Annotated in this window: 24 protein-coding genes; 12 read left to right on the top strand and 12 right to left on the bottom strand. The window is 64.9% G+C overall.

Annotated elements, in window-relative coordinates; all coding sequences use genetic code 11:
• Positions 1–229: 229 nt before the first annotated feature.
• From FXB41_RS06420 to FXB41_RS06395, 6 genes are all read right to left on the bottom strand, one after another.
• Positions 230–715 (bottom strand): peroxiredoxin, encoded by a 486-nt coding sequence (locus tag FXB41_RS06420; protein ID WP_007597501.1) that lies wholly within the window; start codon positions 713–715, stop codon positions 230–232.
• A 107-nt stretch (positions 716–822) separates the two neighbouring features.
• Positions 823–1,377 carry a DUF924 family protein gene (locus FXB41_RS06415; protein WP_219680613.1) on the bottom strand — a complete coding sequence of 185 codons (555 nt, stop codon included), beginning with the start codon at positions 1,375–1,377 and terminating at the stop codon, positions 823–825.
• Positions 1,378–1,392: 15 nt separating this feature from the next.
• Entirely contained in the window at positions 1,393–3,078 is a 1,686-nt protein-coding gene (locus tag FXB41_RS06410; RefSeq protein WP_219680612.1) for a long-chain fatty acid--CoA ligase, read from the bottom strand.
• Between the two features lie 190 nt (positions 3,079–3,268).
• The gene (locus FXB41_RS06405) at positions 3,269–4,699 is read right to left on the bottom strand and encodes a D-alanyl-D-alanine carboxypeptidase family protein (RefSeq protein WP_219680608.1); all 1,431 of its coding nucleotides are present in this window, start codon (positions 4,697–4,699) and stop codon (positions 3,269–3,271) included.
• A gap of 199 nt (positions 4,700–4,898) precedes the next feature.
• The gene (locus tag FXB41_RS06400) at positions 4,899–6,695 is read right to left on the bottom strand and encodes a glucan ABC transporter ATP-binding protein/ permease (protein WP_219680605.1); all 1,797 of its coding nucleotides are present in this window, start codon (positions 6,693–6,695) and stop codon (positions 4,899–4,901) included.
• 89 nt (positions 6,696–6,784) lie between these two features.
• Complete coding sequence (locus FXB41_RS06395) at positions 6,785–7,831, bottom strand: ABC transporter substrate-binding protein (RefSeq protein WP_219680602.1); 1,047 nt, start codon at positions 7,829–7,831, stop codon at positions 6,785–6,787.
• A gap of 224 nt (positions 7,832–8,055) precedes the next feature.
• On the opposite strand from FXB41_RS06395, the gene FXB41_RS06390 reads away from it, so the two are divergent.
• The 7 genes from FXB41_RS06390 to FXB41_RS06360 all read left to right on the top strand — a co-directional run bounded on the left by FXB41_RS06390 (position 8,056) and on the right by FXB41_RS06360 (position 13,628).
• On the top strand, positions 8,056–8,427 hold the full coding sequence (locus FXB41_RS06390; RefSeq protein WP_007597488.1) for a hypothetical protein: 372 nt from the start codon (positions 8,056–8,058) through the stop codon (positions 8,425–8,427).
• A 119-nt stretch (positions 8,428–8,546) separates the two neighbouring features.
• On the top strand, positions 8,547–8,951 hold the full coding sequence (gene hisE / locus FXB41_RS06385; protein WP_219680599.1) for a phosphoribosyl-ATP diphosphatase: 405 nt from the start codon (positions 8,547–8,549) through the stop codon (positions 8,949–8,951).
• 45 nt (positions 8,952–8,996) lie between these two features.
• On the top strand, positions 8,997–9,599 hold the full coding sequence (locus FXB41_RS06380) for a YqaA family protein (RefSeq protein ID WP_219680596.1): 603 nt from the start codon (positions 8,997–8,999) through the stop codon (positions 9,597–9,599).
• 47 nt (positions 9,600–9,646) lie between these two features.
• On the top strand, positions 9,647–10,183 hold the full coding sequence (locus FXB41_RS06375) for a hypothetical protein (protein ID WP_219680594.1): 537 nt from the start codon (positions 9,647–9,649) through the stop codon (positions 10,181–10,183).
• A gap of 30 nt (positions 10,184–10,213) precedes the next feature.
• Positions 10,214–11,614 carry an aspartate ammonia-lyase gene (locus FXB41_RS06370; protein WP_007597482.1) on the top strand — a complete coding sequence of 467 codons (1,401 nt, stop codon included), beginning with the start codon at positions 10,214–10,216 and terminating at the stop codon, positions 11,612–11,614.
• Between the two features lie 260 nt (positions 11,615–11,874).
• Positions 11,875–12,843: an NAD(P)H-dependent flavin oxidoreductase gene (locus FXB41_RS06365; RefSeq protein ID WP_007597481.1), complete on the top strand. Its 969-nt coding sequence runs from the start codon at positions 11,875–11,877 to the stop codon at positions 12,841–12,843.
• 11 nt (positions 12,844–12,854) lie between these two features.
• Complete coding sequence (locus FXB41_RS06360) at positions 12,855–13,628, top strand: thioesterase family protein (RefSeq protein WP_035993707.1); 774 nt, start codon at positions 12,855–12,857, stop codon at positions 13,626–13,628.
• A 37-nt stretch (positions 13,629–13,665) separates the two neighbouring features.
• On the opposite strand, the gene FXB41_RS06355 is transcribed toward FXB41_RS06360, so the two are convergent.
• A complete protein-coding gene (locus tag FXB41_RS06355) occupies positions 13,666–15,228 on the bottom strand; it encodes an AMP-binding protein (RefSeq protein WP_219680590.1) in 1,563 nt (520 codons plus the stop codon).
• 108 nt (positions 15,229–15,336) lie between these two features.
• On the opposite strand from FXB41_RS06355, the gene FXB41_RS06350 reads away from it, so the two are divergent.
• From FXB41_RS06350 to FXB41_RS06335, 4 genes are all read left to right on the top strand, one after another.
• A complete protein-coding gene (locus FXB41_RS06350) occupies positions 15,337–16,302 on the top strand; it encodes an NAD(P)H-dependent flavin oxidoreductase (RefSeq protein ID WP_007597476.1) in 966 nt (321 codons plus the stop codon).
• A gap of 163 nt (positions 16,303–16,465) precedes the next feature.
• On the top strand, positions 16,466–16,714 hold the full coding sequence (locus tag FXB41_RS06345; RefSeq protein ID WP_007597474.1) for a hypothetical protein: 249 nt from the start codon (positions 16,466–16,468) through the stop codon (positions 16,712–16,714).
• Positions 16,715–16,846: 132 nt separating this feature from the next.
• Positions 16,847–17,557 carry a hypothetical protein gene (locus tag FXB41_RS06340; RefSeq protein ID WP_219680587.1) on the top strand — a complete coding sequence of 237 codons (711 nt, stop codon included), beginning with the start codon at positions 16,847–16,849 and terminating at the stop codon, positions 17,555–17,557.
• An 86-nt stretch (positions 17,558–17,643) separates the two neighbouring features.
• Positions 17,644–18,363, top strand: a complete 720-nt coding sequence (locus tag FXB41_RS06335; RefSeq protein ID WP_219680585.1) for a hypothetical protein — start codon at positions 17,644–17,646, stop codon at positions 18,361–18,363.
• Positions 18,364–18,448: 85 nt separating this feature from the next.
• On the opposite strand, the gene FXB41_RS06330 is transcribed toward FXB41_RS06335, so the two are convergent.
• Positions 18,449–18,673, bottom strand: coding sequence for a cysteine rich repeat-containing protein (locus tag FXB41_RS06330; protein WP_007597470.1), 225 nt, complete (start codon positions 18,671–18,673; stop codon positions 18,449–18,451).
• 235 nt (positions 18,674–18,908) lie between these two features.
• On the opposite strand from FXB41_RS06330, the gene FXB41_RS06325 reads away from it, so the two are divergent.
• A complete protein-coding gene (locus tag FXB41_RS06325; protein WP_007597469.1) occupies positions 18,909–19,190 on the top strand; it encodes a hypothetical protein in 282 nt (93 codons plus the stop codon).
• Positions 19,191–19,305: 115 nt separating this feature from the next.
• Here FXB41_RS06325 and FXB41_RS06320 read toward each other — a convergent pair whose 3' ends face one another.
• The 4 genes from FXB41_RS06320 to FXB41_RS06305 form a co-directional block, all read right to left on the bottom strand.
• Entirely contained in the window at positions 19,306–21,243 is a 1,938-nt protein-coding gene (locus FXB41_RS06320; protein ID WP_219680582.1) for an ATP-binding protein, read from the bottom strand.
• A complete protein-coding gene (locus tag FXB41_RS06315) occupies positions 21,240–21,923 on the bottom strand; it encodes a response regulator (RefSeq protein ID WP_219680579.1) in 684 nt (227 codons plus the stop codon). The genes FXB41_RS06320 and FXB41_RS06315 overlap by 4 nt, the downstream gene beginning before the upstream one ends.
• 253 nt (positions 21,924–22,176) lie before the next feature.
• Entirely contained in the window at positions 22,177–22,410 is a 234-nt protein-coding gene (locus FXB41_RS06310; RefSeq protein ID WP_219680576.1) for a hypothetical protein, read from the bottom strand.
• 152 nt (positions 22,411–22,562) lie between these two features.
• Positions 22,563–22,865 (bottom strand): hypothetical protein, encoded by a 303-nt coding sequence (locus FXB41_RS06305; protein ID WP_219680573.1) that lies wholly within the window; start codon positions 22,863–22,865, stop codon positions 22,563–22,565.
• Positions 22,866–23,009 lie beyond the last annotated feature (144 nt).

Below are 23,009 nucleotides of genomic sequence, written 5' to 3'. Positions count from 1 at the left end.
ACACCTCGTTCCAGGGCATGGACGGCCTCCCGAATCGACCAGACCAGCCCATTTTGATGTGTCAGCTATGTCTCCGAACACCTGTCAGTGATCTGTCCGGTCTAAACACTTGACCGGGCGATCCAGTACGCCGCGGCCTCTCGATTCAACAACAACTGTCTCTGGAATACTGGATGCACCGCTTTCGCGGGGCATGACAGTGTCGTTTGTGGCTGAAAGCGGTGGCCGCTTACAGCTGCCCGAGCAGCGTATCGCCGCCGGACACCTCGACCTTGCCGGGCATCGCCTCGAGGTTCAGCTTCTTGACCACGCCGTCCTCGACCAACATCGAATAGCGCTTGGAGCGGATGCCGAGACCGTTGCCGGAGGCGTCGAGCTCCATGCCGATCGCCTTGGCGAAGTCGGCATTGCCGTCGGCGAGGAAGATGGCCTCGTCGCGCTGGTCGGTGTCGCGCTTCCACGCGTTCATGACGAAGGCGTCGTTGACGGAGACGATGGCGATGGTGTCGACGCCCTTGTCCTTCATGGCGTAGGCGTTGAGGAAGATGCTCGGCAGATGCATCTTGTGGCAGGTGCCGGTATAGGCGCCGGGCACCGCGAATAGCGCCACTTTCTTGCCCTTGAAGATGTCGTCGGTGGTCTTCACCTGCGGGCCTTCGGCCGTCATCACGCGGAATTTCGCCTCGGGCAGCTTGTCGCCAGTCTGGATCGCCATCGTCAGTCTCCCTGAAAATCGGTCCCGCTTTTTAGACCGTGCGGCGGCGCTGCACAATGTTGCCGGTAGGGCAGGCGGTGAGGGCGGGACCCTTCACCATTATGTCATCAGCCGGCGAACCCGCCGCCGTCGAGGAAGGCCTGCTCGTCCGGGGTGGTGTCGCGGCCGAGCAGGCGGTTGCGGTGGGGGAAGCGGCCAAACCGCCGGATGATGTCGGCGTGCTCACGCGCGTATTTCAGGTTTTCGGCATTCTCGGTGTTTTGAAACAGCGCGACGCAGTGCAATTGGTCGGGCAGGTGCTCGGAATGCATGAAGGGCAAATAGAGGAATTCGAGCAGGACCGGATCGATCCTTTGATCTGCACCCCGCGCAATGGCGCGGCGGGCGACGTCGCGCGCGAGCGCGTCGCTGGCAAAGGCCTGCGCCGTGCCCCGGAACATGTTGCGCGGAAACTGGTCGAGCACGATGACGAGCGCGAGTGCGCCCTCGTCGGTCTCCTCCCACGACGAGAGCTCGCCGGCGACCGCCTTCTGCCACAGCGCGAGAAAGCGGCGCCTGACCTCCGCGTCGAATGCGTCGTCGCGCTCGTACCAGGCATCGCGGCCGGCCTCGCGCCAGAAGGCGAGGATGCCGGCCGGACTGATGATGCTGTCGTCGGTCATGAACGAAAGAGGCGCTTACGCCGCCTCCGCCTTCTTCTCGTCGCGCAGCTGCCGGCGCAGGATCTTGCCGACATTGGTCTTCGGCAGGTCGGTGCGGAATTCGATGTGCTTGGGCACCTTGTAGCCCGTCAACTGCTCCTGGCAGAATTTGACCAAGGCCTCCGCCGTGAGGTTCGGGTCCTTCTTGACCACGAACGCCTTCACCGCCTCTCCCGACTTGGAATCGGGAATGCCGATGACGGCGCATTCGAGCACCCCCGGGTTGCTCGCGATCACTTCCTCGATCTCGTTCGGATAGACGTTGAAGCCGGAGACCAGGATCATGTCCTTCTTGCGGTCGACGATCTTGGTGTAGCCTTTCTCGTCCATGATGCCGATGTCGCCGGTGCGGAAATAGCCGTCTGCGGTCATCACCTTGGCGGTCTCCTCCGGCCTGTTCCAATAGCCCGACATCACCTGCGGACCCTTGGCGCAGATCTCGCCGGGCTGGCCGAGCGGCATCTCGTTGCCGTCGTCGTCGCGGATCGAGATCCAGGTCGAGGGCACGGGGATGCCGATGGTGCCGTTGAACTCGGGATCGGTCGTGGTGTTGCAGGTCAGCGTCGGAGACGTCTCCGACAGGCCGTAGCCTTCGGCGATGGAGCAGCCCGTGATCGCCTTCCACTGCTCGGCGACGGGGCGCTGCACCGCCATGCCGCCACCATTCGAGATCTTCAGCTTGGAGAAATCGAGCTTCTTGAAGTCGGGATGATGCATCAGGCCGTTGTAGAGCGTGTTCACGGCCGGGAAGTTGTTGACCTGGTACTTCGCCAATTCCTTGATGAAGCCCGGGATGTCCCGCGGGTTGGGGATCAGGAGATTGCAGCCGCCGGCGCGCACCGCGAGCAGGTAGCAGGCCGTCAGCGCGAAGATGTGATAGAGCGGCAGCGCGCAGACGACCATGAGTTGATCGACATGCGGCGGCGCGGCCATCGCCGGCTGCAGCCAGGCGTCGTTCTGCAGGACGTTGGCGACGATGTTACGATGAAGCAAGGTGGCACCCTTGGACACGCCGGTGGTGCCGCCGGTATATTGCAGGAAGGCGACGTCGCCGGGCGACAGCTTCGGCTTGTTGAATGCCAGAGAGCGGCCGGCGGAGATCGCGTCGTTGAAGGACACCGCGCCTGGCAGCGACCAGGCCGGCACCATCTTCTTGACGCGGCGGACGACCAGATTGACGATCACGCCCTTGAAGCCGAGCAGGTCGCCCATGCTGCCGACGATGACGTGCTTGACTTGCGTCTTCGCGATCACCTGCTCGACGGTGTGGGCGAAATTCTCCAGCACGATGATGGCTTCGGCGCCGGAATCCTTGAGCTGGTGCTCGAGCTCGCGCGGCGTGTAGAGCGGATTGACATTGACCACCGCGAAACCGGCGCGCAGTACGGCTGCGGTCGCGACCGGATATTGCAGCACATTCGGCATCATGATCGCGACGCGGGCACCGCGTTGCAGGCCTCGCCCTTGCAGGTAGGACGCCATCGCCAGCGACATCTGGTCGAGGTCGCGATAGCTGATCGACTTGTCCATGCAGATGAACGCCTTGCGGTCGGCGAACTTGGCGAAGCTCTCCTCCAGGAGGTCGACCAGCGATGAATATTGCGTCGGCTCGATATCGGCGGGGACGCCGGGCGGATATTGCTTAAGCCAGATGCGCTCCATGGAAACTCCCCTCATTGACCAGAGCCCGTTGTGTCTCGGGCTTGCCTCATTGCCGTCAGTATCGAGCCTGCCGGAACGGGTGGCAAGCGGTCGAGGCTTAGGATAAACGCCAGGGAGTGGCTACCGGAATCCTCGCAAACGGCGCTGCCGCAAGTGCGAAGTGCGGCGCGGTCTCGTCTCGCGTCGGCCGTTAACTGTTGTTGGCCGGCTTGGCGGGCTTGGTCGCGGCCTTGGGCTTGGCGGGCTTGGTTGCCTCGCCGCTCACCGCAGGCTTTGCCACCGCATCGGGCTTGGCTGCGGCATGCTTGGTGCCGGCCGGCTTGACTGCGGACTTGCCGTCGGCCGGCTTGGCGGCCGCCACCGGCTTGGCATCCTTCGGCTTGTCTGCTGGCTTGTCTGCCGCGTCGGGCTTTTTGGCGACGCGCGACTTCTTGCCACGCGGCTTTGGCGTGGCCTGCTGGTCGGCATCGGCCGCGACCGCCGCGATCAGGGCGGTCCCGGTGCGGGTCGGACCGGTATACACCAGCACGGGCTCGGCCGCCGCCGGGGCCGAGGCCATCAGCTCGGAGGCCTTCATCAGGGGCGGCTGAAGCCCGGCCGTGAAGAAGGTGACCTGGGCTTCGCCGCCCGTGGCCGAGGCGGACCCGGACGTGCCGCCATTGGTCGCGATCAGCGCGTCGTCATCGTCGCTGGCCGGCCGCTTGCGATGGCCGCCGCACATGTCGTCACGCAGGTTCGGCGGCGAGGCGTCGACCGGCACCAGCTTGTCGACCGTGCCGAGCGAGGGCCGGAGCCAGGTGAGATTGTCTTGCGAGAAGCCGCGCTCCAGCAGCTGCGCTGCTTTCACCGCGCGCGCGGTCCCGGAGTTGGCGCCCAGCACGACGGCGATCAGCCGGCGGCCGTTGCGGGTGGCCGATGCGACGAGGTTGTAGCCGGAGGCGCAGATGAAGCCGGTCTTGAAACCGTCGGCGCCGGGATAGCGGCCGATCAGCTTGTTGAAATTGCCGGTGACACGCTTGCCGAAGCGGATAGCCGGAATGTGCACGAAATACTCGTACTCGGGCAGGTCGCGCAGGAACGAGCGCGCGAGAATGCCGAGATCCCGCGCGGAGGTGATCTGTCCGTCGGCGGGCAGGCCGTTCGGATTGACGTAGCTTGTCTGCGTCATGCCGAGCTTCTGCGCGGTGTCGTTCATCAGCGCCGAGAAGCCGTCGATCGAACCGCCGACGCCTTCGGCGAGCACGACGGCCATGTCATTCGCCGATTTCACCATCATCATCTTGAGTGCGTTGTCGACGGTAAGCTGCGTTCCCGGTCGAAACCCCATCTTCGAGGGCGACTGCGAGGCTGCCGTCGGCGACACCGTGAGCAGTGTGTCGAGTGTGAGCTTGCCGTCCTTGACCGCCTTCAGCGTCACATAGGCGGTCATGATCTTGGTGACGGAAGCCGGATACCAGGGAATGGTCGCGTTTTCCGCCTGCAGCACCTTGCCGCTATCGGCCTCGATCAGGAGCAGCGCTTCGGCGCTCGCCGCGCGCGGCACGAGCAATGCGCCGCATGCGAGTGCCGCGGCGAGCAGGTTGAACAAGGATTGACGAAGCAGCGGGCGAAGAGCGTGCACTATCCGATTCCGGTCCTTGGAGACCCGCCGGTTCCGGTCGGCTCTCGTGATCTGATGTTCGGTTCTGAAATCCAGCGCCGCCGCTTGCGGCGCCGCAAACCTATACCGGCTGGTGCGTCGGGAATAGGGGCATCAGCGGGGTATTCCGCAATGAAATGGGCCGAATTTCGACGATACGATGGGGACTTGCCAAGGCTTGCTAAGGCGATTTGGCGGCAGTCGCAGCAGCCTCAGCCGCTGTCACGCTGGCCCGTGCGTTCTCCTGAACCATGAACTGGGCCCTGGCGAGGTCGGCGAAATGGCCGCCTTTGGCCACGAGTTCATCAAAAGTTCCGCTTTCGATCACACGCCCGTTCTCGAATACCAGGATGCGCGTGGCATTGCGGATGGTGGAGAGACGGTGGGCGATCACGAAGGTGGTGCGGCCCTTCATCACTTCGTCGAGAGCGGTATTTACCTTCGCCTCGGTGACGGCGTCGAGTGCGCTGGTCGCCTCGTCCAGGATCAGGATCGGCGGATCCTTCAGCAGTGCACGGGCGATCGACAGCCGCTGGCGCTCGCCGCCGGACAGCATGCGGCCGCGCTCGCCGGCATTGGTCTCGAAGCCGCCGCTGCGCTCGATGAATTCGAGCGCCTGCGCACGCTCCGCCGCCTTGCGCATCTCGGCCTCGGTGGCATCAGGCTTGCCGACGCGCAAATTCTCCGCGATCGAACGGTTGAACAGCAGCGCCTCCTGAAAGACCACGCCGATGTTCCGCCGCAGCGATGTCAGCGTCACCCCGCGCACGTCCATGCCGTCGATCCTGATGAAGCCAGACTGCGGATCGAAGGCGCGATGCAACAGCGCAATCGCGGTGGATTTTCCGGCGCCGGTCGCGCCGACCAGCGCGATGGTCTGGCCGGGAAGCGCGGTGAAGGAGAGATCCTCGACCGCCGGCCGCTTGCCGTCATAGGAGAAGGTGACGTCGTTGAATTCGACGAGGCCGGAGAGCCGACCCGCATCGATCGCGTCGTGCCGGTCGTGCACCGCAGGCACCGCATCGAGCACGTTGAAGAACTCGCGCAGGCGCGGGGCTTCCATGAACACGTTGTTGATGAAGCTCACGACCTGCTCCAGCTTCTGGATCAGAAGCGTCGCGAAGCTCACGAACATCACGATCTCGCCGACCGAGGTCAGCCCCTGGTCGTGCAGCGCGATGCCGAAAGCGAAGATCGCGAGCACCGTGATCGTGGTGGAGGCGCGCGTGATGACGGTGACGAGCGCCCACCACGACAGCACCGGCATCTGGGCTGCAAGCAATTGGTCGGCAACGGAGCGCAAACCCTGTACCTCGGATTCGACGCGGACGAAGCTCTGCACCAGCGCGACATTGCCGAGCGCATCCGAAGCGCGTGCGGAGAGCTCGCTGTATTGCTCTTCGACGTCCATCTGCATGCCGAATGTCTTGCGCACCACGAAGGTGGTCAGCGCGGTGAAGACGATGCAGAGCACGAACAGCAGGATTGCAAGCCGCCAGTTGAGGTAGAGCGACAGCGGCAGCAGCACCACGACCGAGAGGATCGCAGCAAAATGCTCGCGGAAGAAGCCCAGCCACAGCCGCCACAGCGCATCGGTGCCGTTGAGCATGACCTTCATCAGCCGGCCCGAATGGGTGCCGGAGTGGAAGGTCAGCGGCAGTTGCAGGATGTGCTCGAAATAATCCGTCAGGACCGCTTGCCGCTGCCGGTGGGAGAGCCGGTCGGCCTGCAACGCCACGAGCGCGCTGCAGGCGATGGTGAACAGTCCGAACGCAACCCATGCAACCAGGAACGGCCAGGCCGAGTTGGAGCCTGCGACCGTCTTGCCGGAGAGCACGTCGACGATCCGGCCGAACAGCACCGGCTCGGCGAATTGCGAGCCCGCAAGCAGGAGATTGACGATCGCGAGCAGCCAGCCCAGCCGTGCCTCCTTGCCGAGCAGCTCGAGAACACGGGTGTAGAGGCGGAGAATGGGCATGGGCGAGGAGCTCGGGCGGCTGGAACGGAGTGAGCCCATACTCTAATCAGGGATCGGCTGCGAGATATAGCGGAAGCTGTCGGTTTTGCTCAGTTGATCAACCGCCCTGCGAGCGGCGGCAGGAAGCCGCCGTCGAAGATATCGTCCGCCGCCGGCCGTTTGCGGAATTTGAAATCCTGCCCGATCTGGTCGATCGCGCGATCCATGCGCGCCGGGTCGATGTCGCCGAGGCCGTTGCGACGGACCTCGTCGGTCAGGATGTTGTCGACGAGGACGGTGCGCAGGCGCTCCAGCTCAAGATCGCGGTCGCCGTCCTCAATGCGGCTCGCGGCCTCGTCCGCCGCGCGCGCCGGGTCCTTGACGGTCGCGTTGATGCCGGCAATCAATGCGCGGACGAATCCCTTCACGCTGTCCGGCCTGGACGCGGCGAAAGCCGGGTTGACCACGACGGCAAAGCCATAGGCCTCGCAACCATAATCGGCATAGCGAAGCGCGACGAGATCGCCGCCTGGCACGCCGCGGTCGCGCAGGTTCACTGCCGAGAGATAGCTGAAGCCGGCGACGGCATCGACCTGTCCCGCGGAGAGGATCGGCTCGCGCACCGCGGCGCTGATCTTGTGGAATTTCACGTGAGCCGTGTCGATGCCGTTCTGCTGCGCCAGCGCCGGCCACAGCCGCATCGACAGATCGCTATCCGCGACGCCGACGGTCTTGCCGTCCAGGTCGGGCATGAGGTGGATGCCACGGCTCCTGCGGGCGACGATCGCGTAGGGCGCGCGGTTGAACAGCACGAACACCGACTTGACCGGTGCCGGATCCTTGTCGCGGAAGCGGATCAGCTCGTTGATGTCGACGAGCGCGAACTCGCTATCGCCCTTGGCGACGCGCGCAAGCGCCTCCGGCGATCCGGCCGCGCTGCTGAAGGAGACGTTGAGACGTTCGGCGCTAAAGCTGCCGTCCTTTGCGGCAAGAAAAAACGGCGCCATGCTCGCATCGATCGGGCGGTCGAAGGTGAAGTGGATTGCAATGGAGGGCGCGACGGTCTCGGCCGCGGTAGCATCGCGCGCAGTCAGCGCCGCAAGCAAGATTGCAAGGGCCGGTAGGCAACGAAGGGCAGTGGTCCTGAATCCGAACATCAGTGGCGCCGGTCCCGCATTGTGGTTCGTGACGCTCGCAGCGCCGGCGGGCGTAGCAGTCTGTTTGCGCCAATATGAACGGCGGATGAGCGGCGGTTGCGTCACGATCACGCAACCCCGTTCAGCTTGTGTTGGGGTTGGGGAACCCAACATGGGATGCAGGTGTTTGAGAGACACGAGCCTGTCATCAGGCACCATTCGAGGTCCCAAGGAGGGTCCAGGACATGTTTGACAGATTTTCAGGATTTGCCGGCCGTAAGGCCCTTCTCGCTACCGCCGCGGTGCTGGCGCTGACCGCAATGACCCCGACCGCTTCATACGCGGGCGGCCGCCATTGGCATGGTGGCGGCGGCGCGGCCTTTGCCGGCGCGGCCATTGCCGGTGCTATCGGCACCGGCCTCGCAATCGCCGCGACCCGCAATGCCTACGCCTATGACGACGGCCCTTATTATGGCGGTCCCGCCTATTACAGCGGCCCTGCCTATTACGGTGATGGCCCGTATTACGGACCCGGCCCGAACTACCAGTATCAGCGCTACGGCGGCACCGCTCCGTCGGAGCTTTGCGGCCAAGGCTACCACACCAACTGCTACTAGGTTTGGCCGCAAAAGGTTGACCACAAACGGGCCGTCGTGCTTGCCGCGGCGGCCCATTTTGGGCTTTTACTATCGCGCGTTAACGCGCTCGCCATGGGTTTAGAGTAGTTTCGAGTACCATGAGTGATTCGCTTGAGCGGCTATATCTGGCTGTGCTCGCGGCCAGGGACCTTGATCCGGCAACATCGCGCACCGCGCGGCTGTTTCAGCGCGGCCCGTCAAAAATGGCGAAGAAACTGGCTGAAGAGGCCATCGAGGTCGTCATCGACGCGGTCAACGGCGATAGCGAAGCCGTGATCCGGGAAAGCGCCGATCTACTCTACAATCTGATCGTGCTATGGGCCTCGGCCGGCGTGCGCCCCGAGGACGTCTGGCGCGAGATGACGCGGCGTGAAGACATGCTCGGCATCGCCGAGAAGCTGCCGAAGTCGGCGATGAAGCTGCCCAAAGTTGCGTCACCGCGGGTCGCCGCCAGGCGGCCTATCGTCGCGCTCGAAGGCCGCAGCGCGCGCAAGCGCCACTAGTATTGGCACAAATCGGTCCCATCTCGGCATGGACAAATCCGTCCCATGGTGCTTCATCGCGGCGCCATGCTGAAACGTATCTACGACTGGTGCATCGACGCCGCTCACAAGCCTTACGCGCTCTGGATCATGGGCGCCGTGGCTTTCGCTGAAAGCTCCTTCTTTCCCGTCCCGCCGGACGTGATGCTGATCCCGATGTCACTGGCGCGCCCGCAGCGCGCCTGGGTCTATGCGGCGATCTGCACTGCGACGTCGGTGCTGGGTGGTCTGTTGGGCTACGCCATCGGTGCGCTGCTCTTCGACTCGGTCGGCCATTGGCTGATCGAGGTCTATGGCCTCGGCGGCAAGGTTGACGCCTTCCGCGCCTCCTATGCCGAATGGGGCGCCGTGATCATCCTGCTCAAGGGCCTGACACCGATCCCCTACAAGCTCGTGACCATCACGTCCGGCTTTGCCGGCTACAATATCGGGCTCTTCATCCTGTGCTCGATCGTGGCGCGTGGCGGGCGCTTCTTTATCGTGGCGATCCTGCTCAACCGCTACGGCGACTGGATCCGGGTCAAGATCGAGAAGCATCTCGGATTGGTGGTGGCAATCGGCGCTGCGGTGCTCGTGCTCGGCTTTGTCGTCGCAATCAAGTTGATCTAACTCCAAGGCGCTTTGCCGCCGCGCCTCGTTCGGCTACGGTTGCCGTCATGATGCTTCGATCCGGCAATCCGGTCCTGCGGCTGGGCACGCTGACATTTGCGGTGCTTTCGCTCCTGCTCGTTGCCGGCGGCACCGGATGGCCGCAATCCGCGCCGCCGGCGCTCGGCTTGCAGGAGCAAGGACCGCAGGCCGCACCGGCGCCCTCGACAGCTCCTTCGTCGCCGCCGGCGCATGAGGAAAATCCCGGGCTGATCAACGAAATGGGCAAGCTGTTCGACAAGCTGCCGTCGATCCTGCCGCCGATCAAAAGTCCGAGCGAGACCATGAACGATTTGTCGCGCCTGGCGAAGCCGTCGACCATGGTGTCGGGACGCGTCGCCTGTCCGGCCTCGTCGAACGGCGCGCCCGACTGCAAGCTCGCCGCCGACAAACTCTGCCAGAGCAAGGGCTACACGGAAGGCAAGAGCCTGAATGCCGATTCCACGGAAAAGTGCTCGGCCAAGGTTCTGATCCCGGGCAGGCAACGCAAACCGGATGACTGCCGCACCGATACCTTCGTCACCAGCGCGCTGTGCCAGAACTGAGGACGTCGCGCGAGCAAGCAAGGAGCGCCCATGAGCCGCACGGAGCAGGACTTCCTCGGACAGCGTGAGATCGCCGACGACATCTACTACGGCGTCCAGACCATCCGCGGGAAGGAGAACTTCCACATCACCGGCATTCCGATGAACCAGGAGCCTTACTTCGTGAAGGCGCTTGGTTACGTCAAGAAGGCCGCCGCCATGGCCAACCGCGATCTCGGCGCGGTGGACACCAAAGTCGCGGAAGCCATCATCGTGGGCTGCGATCGCGTCATCGCCGGCGACATGATGGACCAGTTCGTCACCGACTTCATCCAGGGCGGGGCCGGCACCTCCACCAACATGAACGCCAACGAGGTGATCGCCAATCTCGCGCTGGAATCGCTCGGCTTCGCCAAGGGCGACTACCAGCACGTCAGCCCCAACGATCACGTCAATTACGGCCAGTCGACCAACGACACCTATCCGACCGCCTTTCGGCTGGCGCTGATCCTGCGGCTCGAGAGCTACATGACGGCGCTGCGCCAGCTCCAGGAGGCGTTCTTCGCCAAGGGCAGGGAGTTCGAGCGCGTGCTGAAGATGGGCCGCACCCATTTGCAGGACGCGGTGCCGATGTCACTCGGCGCCGAATTCCGCGGTTGGGGGACCACCATGGGCGAGGAGGTCGATCGAATCTCCGAGGCCCGTGCGCTGCTGCGCGAGATCAATCTCGGCGCCACCGCGATCGGCACCTCCGTCACCGCGGCGCACGGTTATCCCAAGCTCGCGGTCCGGCATCTGAGCGCGCTCACCGGCGTCGACTTCATCCTCGCCGGTGATCTCGTCGAGGCGACGTCGGATACCGGCGCCTATGTGCAGCTCTCCGGCGTTCTCAAACGCACCGCGAGCAAGCTAACGAAGATCTGCAACGACATCCGCCTGCTCGCCTCGGGCCCGCGTGCCGGCTTCAACGAGATCAACCTGCCGCAGCTTCAGCCGGGCTCCTCGATCATGCCCGGCAAGGTCAATCCTGTGATCCCCGAGGTTGTCAACCAGACCAGCTTCCTCGTGATCGGGCTCGACACCACCGTGACGCTCGCGGCGTCCGCCGGTCAGCTCCAGCTCAACGTGATGGAGCCGGTGATCTCGTTCGCGCTGTTCTTCTCGATCCGCACCATGGAGCGCGCGGTCAACAGCCTGCGCGAGAATTGCGTCGTCGGCATCACTGCCAACGAGGAGCACACCCGCAACATGGTGCTGAATTCGCTCGGTATCGTCACGGTGCTGAAGCCGCTGCTCGGCTACAAGCAATGCGCCGAGATCGCGCGCGAGGGCTACAAGAGCGGCAAGTCGCTGCACCAGATCGTCGTGGTCGAGCGCAAGCTGCTGACCCAGGAGAAATGGGACGAGATGTTCTCGTTCGAGCGGCTGATCAATCCGGATTTGCTTGCATAGGCGCCGCTCTCTCCTCCCGTCATTCCGGGCCCGCGAAGCGCGAGCCCGGAATCCATTTCGCCATTCGTGCCGAGGCCCGATGGATTCCGGGCTCGACGCTACGCGTCGCTCCGGAATGACGGAAGCAGGAATTCCGCTGTTTGGAATTGCGGTAACGGCGTCCTCCACGGCGCCAAAACGCAATACTTGACAGTGGAAAGATTGCCTTGTTGGTATGGCTCCCAATTTCGATGTGACCGCCAACAGAGGATCGTCTCGCAATGTCCATGCCTGCCTTGTTTAGGGGACGCCTGTCGATCCCCGTGATTGGCTCGCCGCTCTTCATTATCTCGGTGCCGGATCTCGTGATCGCGCAGTGCAAGGCGGGGGTGGTCGGCTCGTTTCCGTCGCTGAACGCGCGGCCGCCGGAGCTGCTCGACGAATGGCTGGCGCGGATCACCGAAGAGCTCGCCGCCTATGACCGCGCGCATCCGGACAAGCCGTCGGCGCCGTTCGCGGTCAACCAGATCGTGCACAAGTCGAATAACCGGCTCGATCACGACATGCAGCTTTGCGCCAAGTACAAAGTGCCGATGATCATCTCCTCGCTCGGCGCACGCGAGGAGCTGAACCAGGCCGTGCACGGCTGGGGCGGCATCGTCTTCCACGACGTGATCAACCAGAAATTCGCGCACAAGGCGATCGAGAAGGGTGCCGACGGCCTGATCCTGGTCGCAGCCGGCGCCGGCGGCCATGCCGGCACCATCTCGCCGCTGGCGTTCGTGGCCGAAACGCGAAAATGGTTCGACGGTCCGATCGCGCTGTCCGGCGCCATCGGCAACGGCAAGGCGATCCGCGCCGCGCGAATCCTCGGCGCCGACTTCGCCTATATCGGCTCGGCTTTCATCGCGACCAAGGAAGCCAATGCGGTCGAGAAGTACAAGGAGATGATCGCGGGCGCGACGGCCGACGACATCGTCTATTCCAACCTGTTCACCGGCGTGCACGGCAACTATCTGAAGCCGTCGATTCTCGCCGCCGGCATGGATCCGGAGAACCTGCCGACGTCCGATCCCTCGAAGATGAACTTCGGCACCGACGCCTCCGGCGAGCGCGCCAAGCCGAAGGCCTGGAAGGAGATCTGGGGCTCCGGCCAGGGCATCGGCAGCGTCGACGGCATTCTTCCCGCCGCCGAGCTGATCGCGCGCTTCAAGAAGGAGTACGACGAAGCGATCGATCCGCCGTTGTAATGGCCCTCCCAATGACGGCCATCTACCGCGTCGACGGCAACAGCGTCATCACCAGCCCGGATGCCGCCGGCCCGTGGGACCGGCGCATGCAGCACGGCTCGGCGCCGGCCTCGCTGGTGACGTGGGCGGCTGAGCGTATTCCGACGCCTGTCGCGATGGACATCGCGCGCGTCACCATCGACCTGATGCGCCCGGTTCCGGTGGCGCCGCTCACGATCGCGACCGAGGTCTTGCGCGAGGGCCGCAAGATCCAGCTCTGCGGGGTCAAGCTGCTCGCCGACGGCGTACAGGTGGTCGGCGCCACCGTGCTCAAGATCAAGCGCCAGGCGCTGACGCTGCCCGATGACATCAAGGCACTGCCGGTTACGCTGCCGTCGCCGGAGGACTCGCTGCTCGAGGACGGTCATGCCGCCACCAGCCCGTTCGTGCGATCGGTGTCGATGCGCGCCGCGCGCGGCCGCTTCGGGCAAGCCGGCGCCGGCGCGATCTGGTTTCGCGTCGACCATCCCCTGATCGCAGGCGAACCGCTCTCGCAGGCGATGCGCGCCGTGGTCGCGGCCGATTTTTCCAACGGCACCGCCTCGTCGCTCGATTTCCGCGCCTGGACCTACATCAACGCTGACCTCACCGTGAGCTTTGCGCGCCAGCCGGTCGGCGAATGGATCCTGCTCGACGGTGATTCCTGGATCGGCCCCGATGGTGCCGGGCTTGCGATGTCGCGGCTGGCGGACCGGACGGGGTATTTTGGCCGCGCGGTGCAGAGCCTGGTGATCGAGAAGCGGTGAGGGGCTGCGTGAGACTGCGCCGCGGCCGGGGCAGGAGCTACCCCACCATCCGGTCCCGCCCGCTCCAGAATTCCGCGCGCAGCATCTTCTTGTCAACCTTGCCGACGCCGGTCATCGGCAAGTGCCTGACGAATTTGATCTGCTTGGGCGCGTGAGCCGAGCCCTTTCGCGTTCTGACCATATTGATCAGCTCGTCGGCATCGGGCGTAGCGCCCTCGCGCAGGACGACGACAGCGGTGACGGCTTCGCCCCATTTCTCGTCGGGGATGCCCACGACCGCCACCATGGCCACGTCCGCATGCTGCGACAGCACGTCCTCGATTTCCCGCGGAAAGATGTTGAAGCCGCCGGAGACGATCATGTCCTTCTTGCGGTCGAGGATGAACATGTAGCCGCGTTCGTCCCTGCGCGCGATGTCGCCGGTATGGACCCATCCGTTCCGAAGCGTCTCGGCGGTGATGTCGGGCCGCTTCCAGTACTCCGCCATCGCGTGCGGGGCGCGCACGCAGATCTCACCGGCTTCGCCCGTCTTCACTTCTTGATCGTTGTCGTCGAGGATCCGGACCTCGCAGGCCGCGATCGGGAAGCCGCAGGACAGGAACAGTTCGGGCGTCCTGGGATCGTGATCCGCCTTGCGCAGCACCGAGATTGGATAGCATTCGGTCTGGCCGTAAAGCTGCGAGAACACCGGCCCGATCCGCTCGATGCCCTCGATCAAGCGGCTCGGCGACATCGCGGAGGCGCCGTAGAGCACCAGTTCGAGCGAGGAGAGCTTGGTCCTGCTCAATGCGGGATGATCGAGCAGCACATAGATCATGGTCGGCACGAACAGCGTGAAGTTGATGCGCTCGCGCGCGATCGTCGCCAGCACCGCCTCGGGATCAAAACCCTTCAGCATGTGCACGGTGCCGCCACGCATCAGGGTCGGCAGCACCTTCGTGCCGGCGACATGGCTGATCGGTGCCACCGCGAGGTAGCGCGCGCCATCGGGGATCTCGAAGTCGGCGAGGATCGCGGCCGCGGCCCCGGCATTTTCGCGGTGGTAGCGCAACGCGCCCTTGGATTTGCCGGTCGTGCCACCGGTATAATTCAGCGTGGAGAGATCGTCGGGGCCGGCGAGGCAATGCGCGCTGGCATGGCCTTCGATCTCGATCGCCTGCAACAGGTCGACGCCATAGGCGGCCGGTCCCATGGTGAAGACCGCCTTGAGCCACGCCGCCTGCGCGGCGAGTTCGCCGCCGCGATCTCGGAAGGCGGCCGCATCGACCACCAGCACCTCGGCCTCGGAATCCTCGAGCTGAAACAGCTGGTCTGCCCGCGATCCCAAAGGATGCAGCCAGGTGACGCAGAGCCGCGACAATTGCGCGGCGACGCCGGTGCACCATGTGTCGGCGCGGTTCGCGGTGAGGAAGGCGACCCGCGCGCCGGGCTGCAATCCAAGCCGCATGAACACGCCCTGGATGCGCCCGATCAGGTCGATGGTGCCCTGATAGCTCAGCGATCCGCCGGGCCACGCGAACGCGGTGCGGCCCGGATAGCGCGACAGCGCCCGCAGCGCCTGCGCGCAAGTCGGGGACGATGCGTAGAGCGGATCGGACATATGTTTCCTGGCTGCTTTGTCATCGGCTTCTGGCGTGCCAATGTTTATCGCGACGCTAGCACAGGGAATGCGGGATGGAACGACTAAGCCCGCGCGAGGGAGGCATGCGTGACGTCAGATCGGCTGCAACATTTCCACGGTCGTCTCGCCCTGCCGCTGATTGCCGCGCCGATGTTTCTCGTGTCGGGCGTCGAGCTCATGGTAGCTGCCTGCCGCAACGGCGTGATCGGCAGCTTCCCCAGCGCGAATTGCCGTAGCACCGAACAACTCGATGAATGGCTCACCGACATCGAAACGCGGCTGCTGCGGCACGAAGATCAAACCGGCCGCAAGGCCGCGCCGCTTTGCCCAAACCTGATCGTGCACCGCTCCAATGCACGGCTGCAGCAGGATCTCGCCGTGTTGCTGCACCACAGGCCGGAGATCGTCATCACCTCGGTCGGCTCCCCCACGCCGGTGCTGAAGCCGCTGCACGACGCCGGCGCATTGGTGCTTGCGGATGTTGCCTCGATCCGCCACGCCGAACGCGCGGCGGAAGCAGGTGCCGACGGGCTCGTGCTGCTCACTGCGGGCGCGGGCGGCCAGACCGGCTGGCTCAACCCGTTCGCCTTCGTCCGCGCGGTGCGCGCGTTCTACGATGGCATCATCGTGCTCGCGGGGGGCATCAGCGACGGCTACGCATTGCGCGCGGCCGAAGTGCTCGGCTGCGATCTCGGCTACATGGGTACAAAGTTCATCGCGACCCACGAGAGCATGGCGGATGATCGTTACAAGCGGCTTCTGGTCGAGAGCAGCGCCGACGATATCCTGCTGACCACCGCATTCACGGGACTTCAAACCAGCATGCTGAAGCCGTCGATCGTCGCCGCGGGTCTCGATCCCGACGATCTGCCGGCGCGCGGCGCGATCGACATCGGCAAGGACATCGACGTTACCGCACGAGAGAACCGTCCAAAGCGCTGGCGCGATATCTGGAGCGGTGGGCACTCGACATCCGGCGTGACCGATGTGCTCGCGGTTGACGATCTCGTCGCATCAACGCTCGCGGAATACCGTGAGGCGGTGGAGCGGTAGACCCGGGCCCCTTTTCCGGAAGACCCGGGAGAGGGAAGGAGATACCGTCGCATCGGTCACAGTTAATCCCGCATGGCTCCGCAGCCCCACACTTAACGGCAGATTAACCATCGATCGCCCAGAATCCCCCTCAGGCGCCAATCAGGACCGAGAGGGACAGGCGATGGACTTCGACTTTCTCAACACCAAGACGGCGGCTTCGCTGGACGAAATTCGCATTCGCGTAGCCCATGCGCTGGCCCGCCATCCGCTGTGCCGCAACGTGCGCTTCGACATCGTCAGCGTCCCCCGCACCCGCCGGGGCGGCAATTGGACGGTGGCGCTGCAGTCGGTCGAGCCGCGTGGAGTTTGGGAGGCCTCGGAGATCGTGGCCGACATCCAGGACGCTTACGATCTGGCGCTAGCTGCCTGATTTTGTTGATCTTTCTAGGTGATGTCGCCGCAGTCCGCGCGATTGCCGCCGCGATGGCACGGTTAAGCCTTAATTTTCGCCCAGTTTCCGGGCAGTGATCACGTGGACTTGAAGCCGGTTGCGGAGAGACGTTTGTCGAAAGCCATCACCATCGTCGTGCTGACCTGCTTCCTCGTCCTCGGCGCCGCCACCACCGCCATTCTCGGCCGCGACAGCGTGCCCAGCGTCAGCGCCGAAATGATCACGCAGGCGCCGGCACCCAAGCCGCTTGCAACCAATCGGGCGGCCAAGGCTGACCGTCTGGTTCCGACGCTGGCGCTGGCCTCGGCCGCCATCGACCCGGTCCAGGTTCCGGCCGACAAGCTCTCGCAAATGCCCGTGCTGACCGAGCCGCTGCGCCAGGCGTTTGCCGCCGCCACGCCATCCGATTTCCCGATGCCCAAGGCGAGCGTGAACGAGGCTCCGGCCGCTGCAGAGATTCCTGCCGTCGAAGTCCCGGCCAAGCCGAAGGTCGTTGCCAAGCCGCAGCCGCAGAAATCCTATTCGCTCCTGTCCGACGTGCAGATCGCGGGCATCAGGGACCGTCTGAAGTTGTCGTCGTCGCAGGAATATTACTGGCCCTCGGTCGAAACCGCGCTGCGCAATGTTGTCCGCAAGATCTCGGCAAACAAGCTGTCCAATCCGAACGTGCAGGGCGTGCCGATCGATCCCAATTGCGACGAGGTCCAGCAGTTGAAGTCGGCCGCGATGCCGCTCCTGTTCCAGCTGCGCGACGACCAGAAAGAGGAAGTGCGCAAACTCGCCCGCATCATCGGGCTCGAGAAGGTCGCGCAGCAGATCTGACGCGCAAGTTCCTTCCGGAACTGCGCCTGTATCGGGAACATCAGGCAATCGAGAAGCGTTGCCCGCTCCAAAGAGGGAGTGGACCAATGCGCGCCTCGACAGCCTATTTCGTCGGTGCAGGAACCATCGTTGCAGCCATCGCCATTGGTCTCGGCGGCGGCATTGTCGCCGGCAATATCATGAATCCGGTCTCGCCCAAGCAGGGGCCTGATACCAGCAAGATCGCGCAGCGCGCTGACGCCAAGCCCGCCACGACGGACACGCCATCCGAGCGCCTGCAATATCTCACCGGCTCGCAAGCATTCGGCGCCATGGTCGCCGCGCCAGCGCAGGCCGAAGCCAAATCCGACGCCAGATCCGACGCGAAGGCCGAGTCCAAGCCTGAGGCAAAGTCCGAAGCGGTGAAGCCCGACACGCAGACCACTCAAGCCAACGCTGAACAGCCAGCGCAACAGCCTTCGCAAGCGGCCGCGGTGGAGCCCCCGAAACCGCCACCGGCGTCGCCTCCGCAAGTCGCAAAGCCTGCCGAGCGACAGGCATCGACAGAGCCGTCATCCGACAACGCCTATGCCAAAGCCAGGGATTCTGACGTCAAGCGCGCCACGTCTGAACGGCGCCGGACGGAGCGCCGTGAGCGCTGGGCCGAGCGCCGTCATTACGATTTCCGCGAGCCGCGTGGTATGCGCGACCGCACCGATTGGGACGACGTCGCGCGCAACATCCGCGAAGATGCCGATGCACGCGACGTCCCGAGCCGGCCGCACGGCGGTTTTCCGCAGATCAGGCTATTCGGAGACGACGATTAGCGTCCATCCTCTATGACCGGCGCATCGACGTCTATGGCCTGACGGCATTGGCGCCGGCGAGGTTTGTGCTGTGGATGGCGAGCACTTAACCGCCGTGTGACTCCACGACCTTGCGGCAGCCGTCGGAAAGCTTCGACTTGTTCTCGCGCAGGCAGGCATTCATCTGCGGCGGCTTGCCGATGTGTTCGGCGCAGAATTTGCTCGCGTCGCTTCGGCAGGTCATCTGCTCCTGCGGCGTCGGACCCGATTGTGCAGCGGCGGTCTGGGCGGTAGCGGCGAGCAGCAGCACGGCAAGAACCGAAATCTTCATAAAACACCTCCTTGGGAATGTCGTTGGTCCCGCCTGGGATCAAGTGGGCCGGACCATCTCGCGAGCCCCGGGCGCAGGTCCATGCCATGTTCATGGCATCGGCCAGCCCGTCCCGCCGCCGTACCCCCATTTTCATGGCATGTATCAGCGCGCCGTCTTTTGTCATTCAGGCTGCACGTCGGCTGCGAGACCCGGTGACTGCATCGGGCCGCCGAACGGGAAGCAGGAGAGCAAGATGTCGAAAAGAGCGGGAGCGCTGAGCGCCGGGCTGACGATTTTGGCGCTGGCAGGTGCGGCGATGGTTTCGTTGGGCACGAGCCCGGCGCAGGCGGTGGTCTATTGCAAGACGGTCGGCATACCCAAGGGCTGCGTGGTGCGGCCGACAGCGGCAGTGGTTGTTGCGCCGGCCGCCGCGGTCGCGGTCGCGACACCCGGGGTCGGTGCGCCCGGTGTCGGCGTGCGCGCGGGCACGCCGATGAATCGCGGTGGTCCGGTCAATCGCGTCGGCGTGCGCTGAGAAAGACAAAGAGTTCGGGCGAAGGAGCATTGCGGACGACCCCCCGTCCTCCGCAGGCAAATCATCCGGCCCGTCCCTCTCTCCGCGCGTCCCACACGTTCGGAGAGGGGGCTTTTCAGCCGACGGCGGCATCGCTGTCGGGGAAAACCTGCGGCAATTGCAGCCGCACGCGCGTGCCTGAGGAATCCGAGCTCAGATCGAGCATTGCCCCGCAGCGCGCGGCACGGCTCCTCATGTTGCGAAGGCCCCGCGCGGTCTGGCTCGCGTCGGTGGCTCCGCCGCTGCCGACCGGCACAGAACCGTTCGCAAAGCCCTTGCCGTCATCCGCGACCTTGATCACACCGTACGGTCCCTGACCTTCGTCGACCGTCTCGATGGTGACCGCGATGCGGCGGGCCTCTGCGTGCTTGACCGCATTGGTCACGGCCTCGTCGAGGATGCGCACGATCTGGATGACATGCCATGGCCTGAGCTCGGGATGCAGCGGTAGCCCCTGCGGCATGGCCACGTGCCAGTCGAGTGCGATGTCGTGCGGTCGCAATTGCGCGGTCGCGCGCTCGCGCCAGGAGCCGAGTGCGAGCATCAGGTCGCCGCCGATGTCGTCCATGGAATCGATGACGAGGCGGAGGTCCTTCAGCGCCGCACGGGCGGCGTCGGTGATGGTCGCGCCCTCGTGCCCGCGCTCGGACAGTGCCACGATGCTGATGAGCTGGCCGCCGAGGCCGTCATGCAGGTCGCGCATCAGCCGCGTGCGCTCATTGGCGAGCGCGGCGGCCCGTGCACGCTCCTCCTCGCGGGCAAAGCTCGCCTTCAGCCGCTCCTCAGCCTCGCGTACGCGCGTCACGAGCTGGTCGGCAAAGCTGTCGACCTGGTTCAGCGCGCGCGCGAACCGCCAGGTCAAGCCGGCGCCGATCGCGACCAGCATCGCCGAATAGGACAGGCGCGAGAGGAAGATGCGCTCGTTGGTCACGATCTCGAACACCGACAGCATGTCGTGGACCCAGCAGATCAGCACGATGGTCACCGCGCAGCCGAGCGTGAAGCTTGCCGCGTCCTGCCGCCGCACCACCGCGGCAGCGGTGACGCAGGCCATCAGGAGCAGGCAGAGACCGACGGTGGGAATGCCAAGCAGGAGAAACAGAATGCGCGGCAGCGGCGGGCCGGCGATCAGTCCGACACCGAACACGACGAGCCCCGGTGCGAACAGCAGCATGCCGTAACGCGGCCAGCGCCAGCCGAAGAACAGCACGCCGAAGACGACGACCAGGGCGCTCTCGATCGGTGCGGACGCGAGCAACACCGCGGCGAGCCGGGACGTGTTGACGGGGGGCACCGGTGGCGGCGCGAAGGCCTGAACCACGCCGAGTACCATCGCCACGGCGAGGACGCCGTAAACCGGCTCGCGGCGGCGCATCAGCCACATGATCGCCAGGATGACGGCGAGGATCGACTGCCAGGCGGAGAACACCACGGGCAACGTGACGAACATCAGCGTGCGTGTCTCGTAGGCCGGCCGCAAGGCTGCATCCGGGCCGACATAGACGGTGTCGAGAAAGCCCTTGAGCGGTCCCCAAACCAACAGCCGCACCGTGATCTCGTTCGCGCCCTCGCGCAGCAGCGAGGACGGGATTGACGCGATCTGGGGAGTGTTGCGGTCGGGCCGGTTGGCGTTGGTATCGCGTCGGGAATCCAGGATGACGACGCCGTTGATTGCGACTTCCACCGCGTTGCTGAAGCGCGGCAGGAATACCGACCATCCCGACGCCACATCGTCGCGGCGGAACGAGAAGGCGCCGGTATAGAGCGGTGGGTCGGCCAGGGAGTAGCGTGACGACGTGAAATGCGGCAGCGTCACCGGGCGTGCCACGCCGTCCTCGCGCAGCGAGAATTCGCTCAGGGCAAAGTCGTCGGGATCGCTGGGCTGGAGCAGCCGCAGCCCGAGGACGGTCGCGACAACTATGAGCGCCTGGAGCAGCAGATAGGGTACGAGGCGCGAGACCAGCAGCCGGCGCAGCGCGGGTTTGACCGGTGCCTTGGCCGCGATCTCGCTCACAGCTTGATCAGGCCCTGCTGCACTGCTTCGAACACCGCTTCGCTGCGGGTGTGCACTTCTAGCTTGCGATAGATGTTCTTGATGTGGCCGGGCACGGTCTGCCGGGACAGGCCGAGATGGCTCGCGATCTCGGCGTAGCTGAAACCTTTGGCGATGCCCCAGAGGATGTCGATCTCGCGTGGGGTGAGCCTTGCGGTGTTGAGCGCGGGACCCGGCGGAGGCTCGGCCGCATTCTGCGCGGAACCTTGCGTTCTGCGCACGATGAAGCGGGCGATCGAGGCCGAGATCGGCGAATGGCCGGCGACCAGGTCGCGCACGGTGGTGGCGATATCAGTGGGGAACGCATCCTTCAGGAGATAGCCGGTGGCGCCGACCGTGATCGCGGAGATCACACTCTCTTCGTCACCGAGCGCCGAGATCACCATGATCTCGGTGTCGGGAAAGCGTTGCCTTGTCTCGCGGATCAGCTCGACGCCGTGGCCGTCGGGTAGCCGCAGATCGGTGAGCAGCACGCGCGGTGCCCGCTCGCCGAGCCCGGCGCGGGCCTCTGCGAGCGTGCCGGCGCTGCGCACCTCGTAGCCGGCTTTGACCAGCGCGTCGTGGAGCCGCCAGCAGGTCGGCGCGTCGTCCTCGACGAGGAGGATGGTGATGGCCTCACCCGTCTCGCCCTGTTCGGTCATGATCATCGTCCTGCACCGCGTGTCCCCCGCGGCGCAGGGCCAAGTTTAGCCGCGGTGTCGGCGCCGCGACACCCATAATCATGGGGGCGCATTGTCACTCTTCCGCGCCGTCGCGGACGCCGCCTACCGCTTTGCTGCGGCCGATGGCGTCGACGGCGCGGGCAGATGCTGCACCCTGACCCGCGCCGTGCGGCGTTGCTCGCCCTGGGTTGAGGGGCTGGTGAGATCCTCGCGTCCGCCCAGGATGGCCCCTCTACGAAGCCTCTCCCCGCGGCGGCGGATATCGCCGGGCCAGCGCCGACAACGGCAAGTGTCGCTCGCCCTCCGGCAGCTCCAGATAGGCGAGCACGAGCGGCCGTTTCCAGTCACCGACGCCGAAATTCATCGTCATCCATTTCTGCGGTTCGGGGCACTCGAGGCCGCGCACCCAGACGAAATAGCGGGGGAGATCGTCGGCTTCCGTTTCGGTCGCGCGTCTCCTGGCCATCAAAGCTGCTCGCCGTATCGTTACGTGTTGCCACACGATATAGGGACTGGCCCGGCGAAGTCGAACCGCCGAGGGAGGGCATGCCGGGAAGCACGCAGCCCTCTTCTTGCGAAGTGTCCCAAGGATGCGAGCCGTACGGCCGGCCGCTCTCGTCAGTGCCAGAGTTCGCAGGTCGCAACCCGGTTGATGTCCGCGAGCCGCCGGCTGGTGTCGCCCTCGAGGTCGAGGCTTGCGACCAGCGTCAGCAGGCGATGATAGGCGCCGTCAGCGACCTCGACGGGCAGCGGAGCCTCATCGAACGTGTCGACATAGCTGCCGACGAGGCCGCTCAACAGACGGCACAGGCCGCGCTGTTCGGGGTCGTCGCGGCCGAGCGTCTCGAGCTTTTGCTGAAAGATCCGGAACGTCCGCAGGCCGTGGTGCTGTTGCGAAAGCCAAGTGTGCAGGTCGTTCATATGAGCTCCTTCGAGTTGCGGAAGAAGCTACCGGTTTATACAGGCGGGATGTGACGATTGCTAGGGAGGGGGAGGGACTGGACGCGTTGACCCAGTCCGCTAGCCTCCGCGAGGAAGCTCCGATTTGATCTTTCGATACTGTCC

The organism is Bradyrhizobium canariense (assembly GCF_019402665.1).
GTDB lineage: Bacteria > Pseudomonadota > Alphaproteobacteria > Rhizobiales > Xanthobacteraceae > Bradyrhizobium > Bradyrhizobium canariense.
This window is presented reverse-complemented; position numbering and strand designations above follow the sequence as displayed.

Bases quoted from the DNA above. Each gene is read 5' to 3' on its own strand.
- FXB41_RS06375 (WP_219680594.1), top strand. From the start codon at position 9,647: ATGATGCTTCGATCCGGCAATCCGGTCCTGCGGCTGGGCACGCTGACA.
- FXB41_RS06380 (WP_219680596.1), top strand. From the start codon at position 8,997: ATGGTGCTTCATCGCGGCGCCATGCTGAAACGTATCTACGACTGGTGC.
- FXB41_RS06390 (WP_007597488.1), top strand. From the start codon at position 8,056: ATGTTTGACAGATTTTCAGGATTTGCCGGCCGTAAGGCCCTTCTCGCT.
- FXB41_RS06335 (WP_219680585.1), top strand. From the start codon at position 17,644: ATGCGCGCCTCGACAGCCTATTTCGTCGGTGCAGGAACCATCGTTGCA.
- FXB41_RS06370 (WP_007597482.1), top strand. From the start codon at position 10,214: ATGAGCCGCACGGAGCAGGACTTCCTCGGACAGCGTGAGATCGCCGAC.
- FXB41_RS06305 (WP_219680573.1), bottom strand. From the start codon at position 22,865: ATGAACGACCTGCACACTTGGCTTTCGCAACAGCACCACGGCCTGCGG.
- hisE (WP_219680599.1), top strand. From the start codon at position 8,547: ATGAGTGATTCGCTTGAGCGGCTATATCTGGCTGTGCTCGCGGCCAGG.
- FXB41_RS06410 (WP_219680612.1), bottom strand. From the start codon at position 3,078: ATGGAGCGCATCTGGCTTAAGCAATATCCGCCCGGCGTCCCCGCCGAT.
- FXB41_RS06315 (WP_219680579.1), bottom strand. From the start codon at position 21,923: ATGACCGAACAGGGCGAGACGGGTGAGGCCATCACCATCCTCCTCGTC.
- FXB41_RS06360 (WP_035993707.1), top strand. From the start codon at position 12,855: ATGACGGCCATCTACCGCGTCGACGGCAACAGCGTCATCACCAGCCCG.
- FXB41_RS06310 (WP_219680576.1), bottom strand. From the start codon at position 22,410: ATGGCCAGGAGACGCGCGACCGAAACGGAAGCCGACGATCTCCCCCGC.
- FXB41_RS06330 (WP_007597470.1), bottom strand. From the start codon at position 18,673: ATGAAGATTTCGGTTCTTGCCGTGCTGCTGCTCGCCGCTACCGCCCAG.
- FXB41_RS06365 (WP_007597481.1), top strand. From the start codon at position 11,875: ATGTCCATGCCTGCCTTGTTTAGGGGACGCCTGTCGATCCCCGTGATT.
- FXB41_RS06420 (WP_007597501.1), bottom strand. From the start codon at position 715: ATGGCGATCCAGACTGGCGACAAGCTGCCCGAGGCGAAATTCCGCGTG.
- FXB41_RS06415 (WP_219680613.1), bottom strand. From the start codon at position 1,377: ATGACCGACGACAGCATCATCAGTCCGGCCGGCATCCTCGCCTTCTGG.
- FXB41_RS06345 (WP_007597474.1), top strand. From the start codon at position 16,466: ATGGACTTCGACTTTCTCAACACCAAGACGGCGGCTTCGCTGGACGAA.
- FXB41_RS06325 (WP_007597469.1), top strand. From the start codon at position 18,909: ATGTCGAAAAGAGCGGGAGCGCTGAGCGCCGGGCTGACGATTTTGGCG.
- FXB41_RS06395 (WP_219680602.1), bottom strand. From the start codon at position 7,831: ATGTTCGGATTCAGGACCACTGCCCTTCGTTGCCTACCGGCCCTTGCA.
- FXB41_RS06355 (WP_219680590.1), bottom strand. From the start codon at position 15,228: ATGTCCGATCCGCTCTACGCATCGTCCCCGACTTGCGCGCAGGCGCTG.
- FXB41_RS06400 (WP_219680605.1), bottom strand. From the start codon at position 6,695: ATGCCCATTCTCCGCCTCTACACCCGTGTTCTCGAGCTGCTCGGCAAG.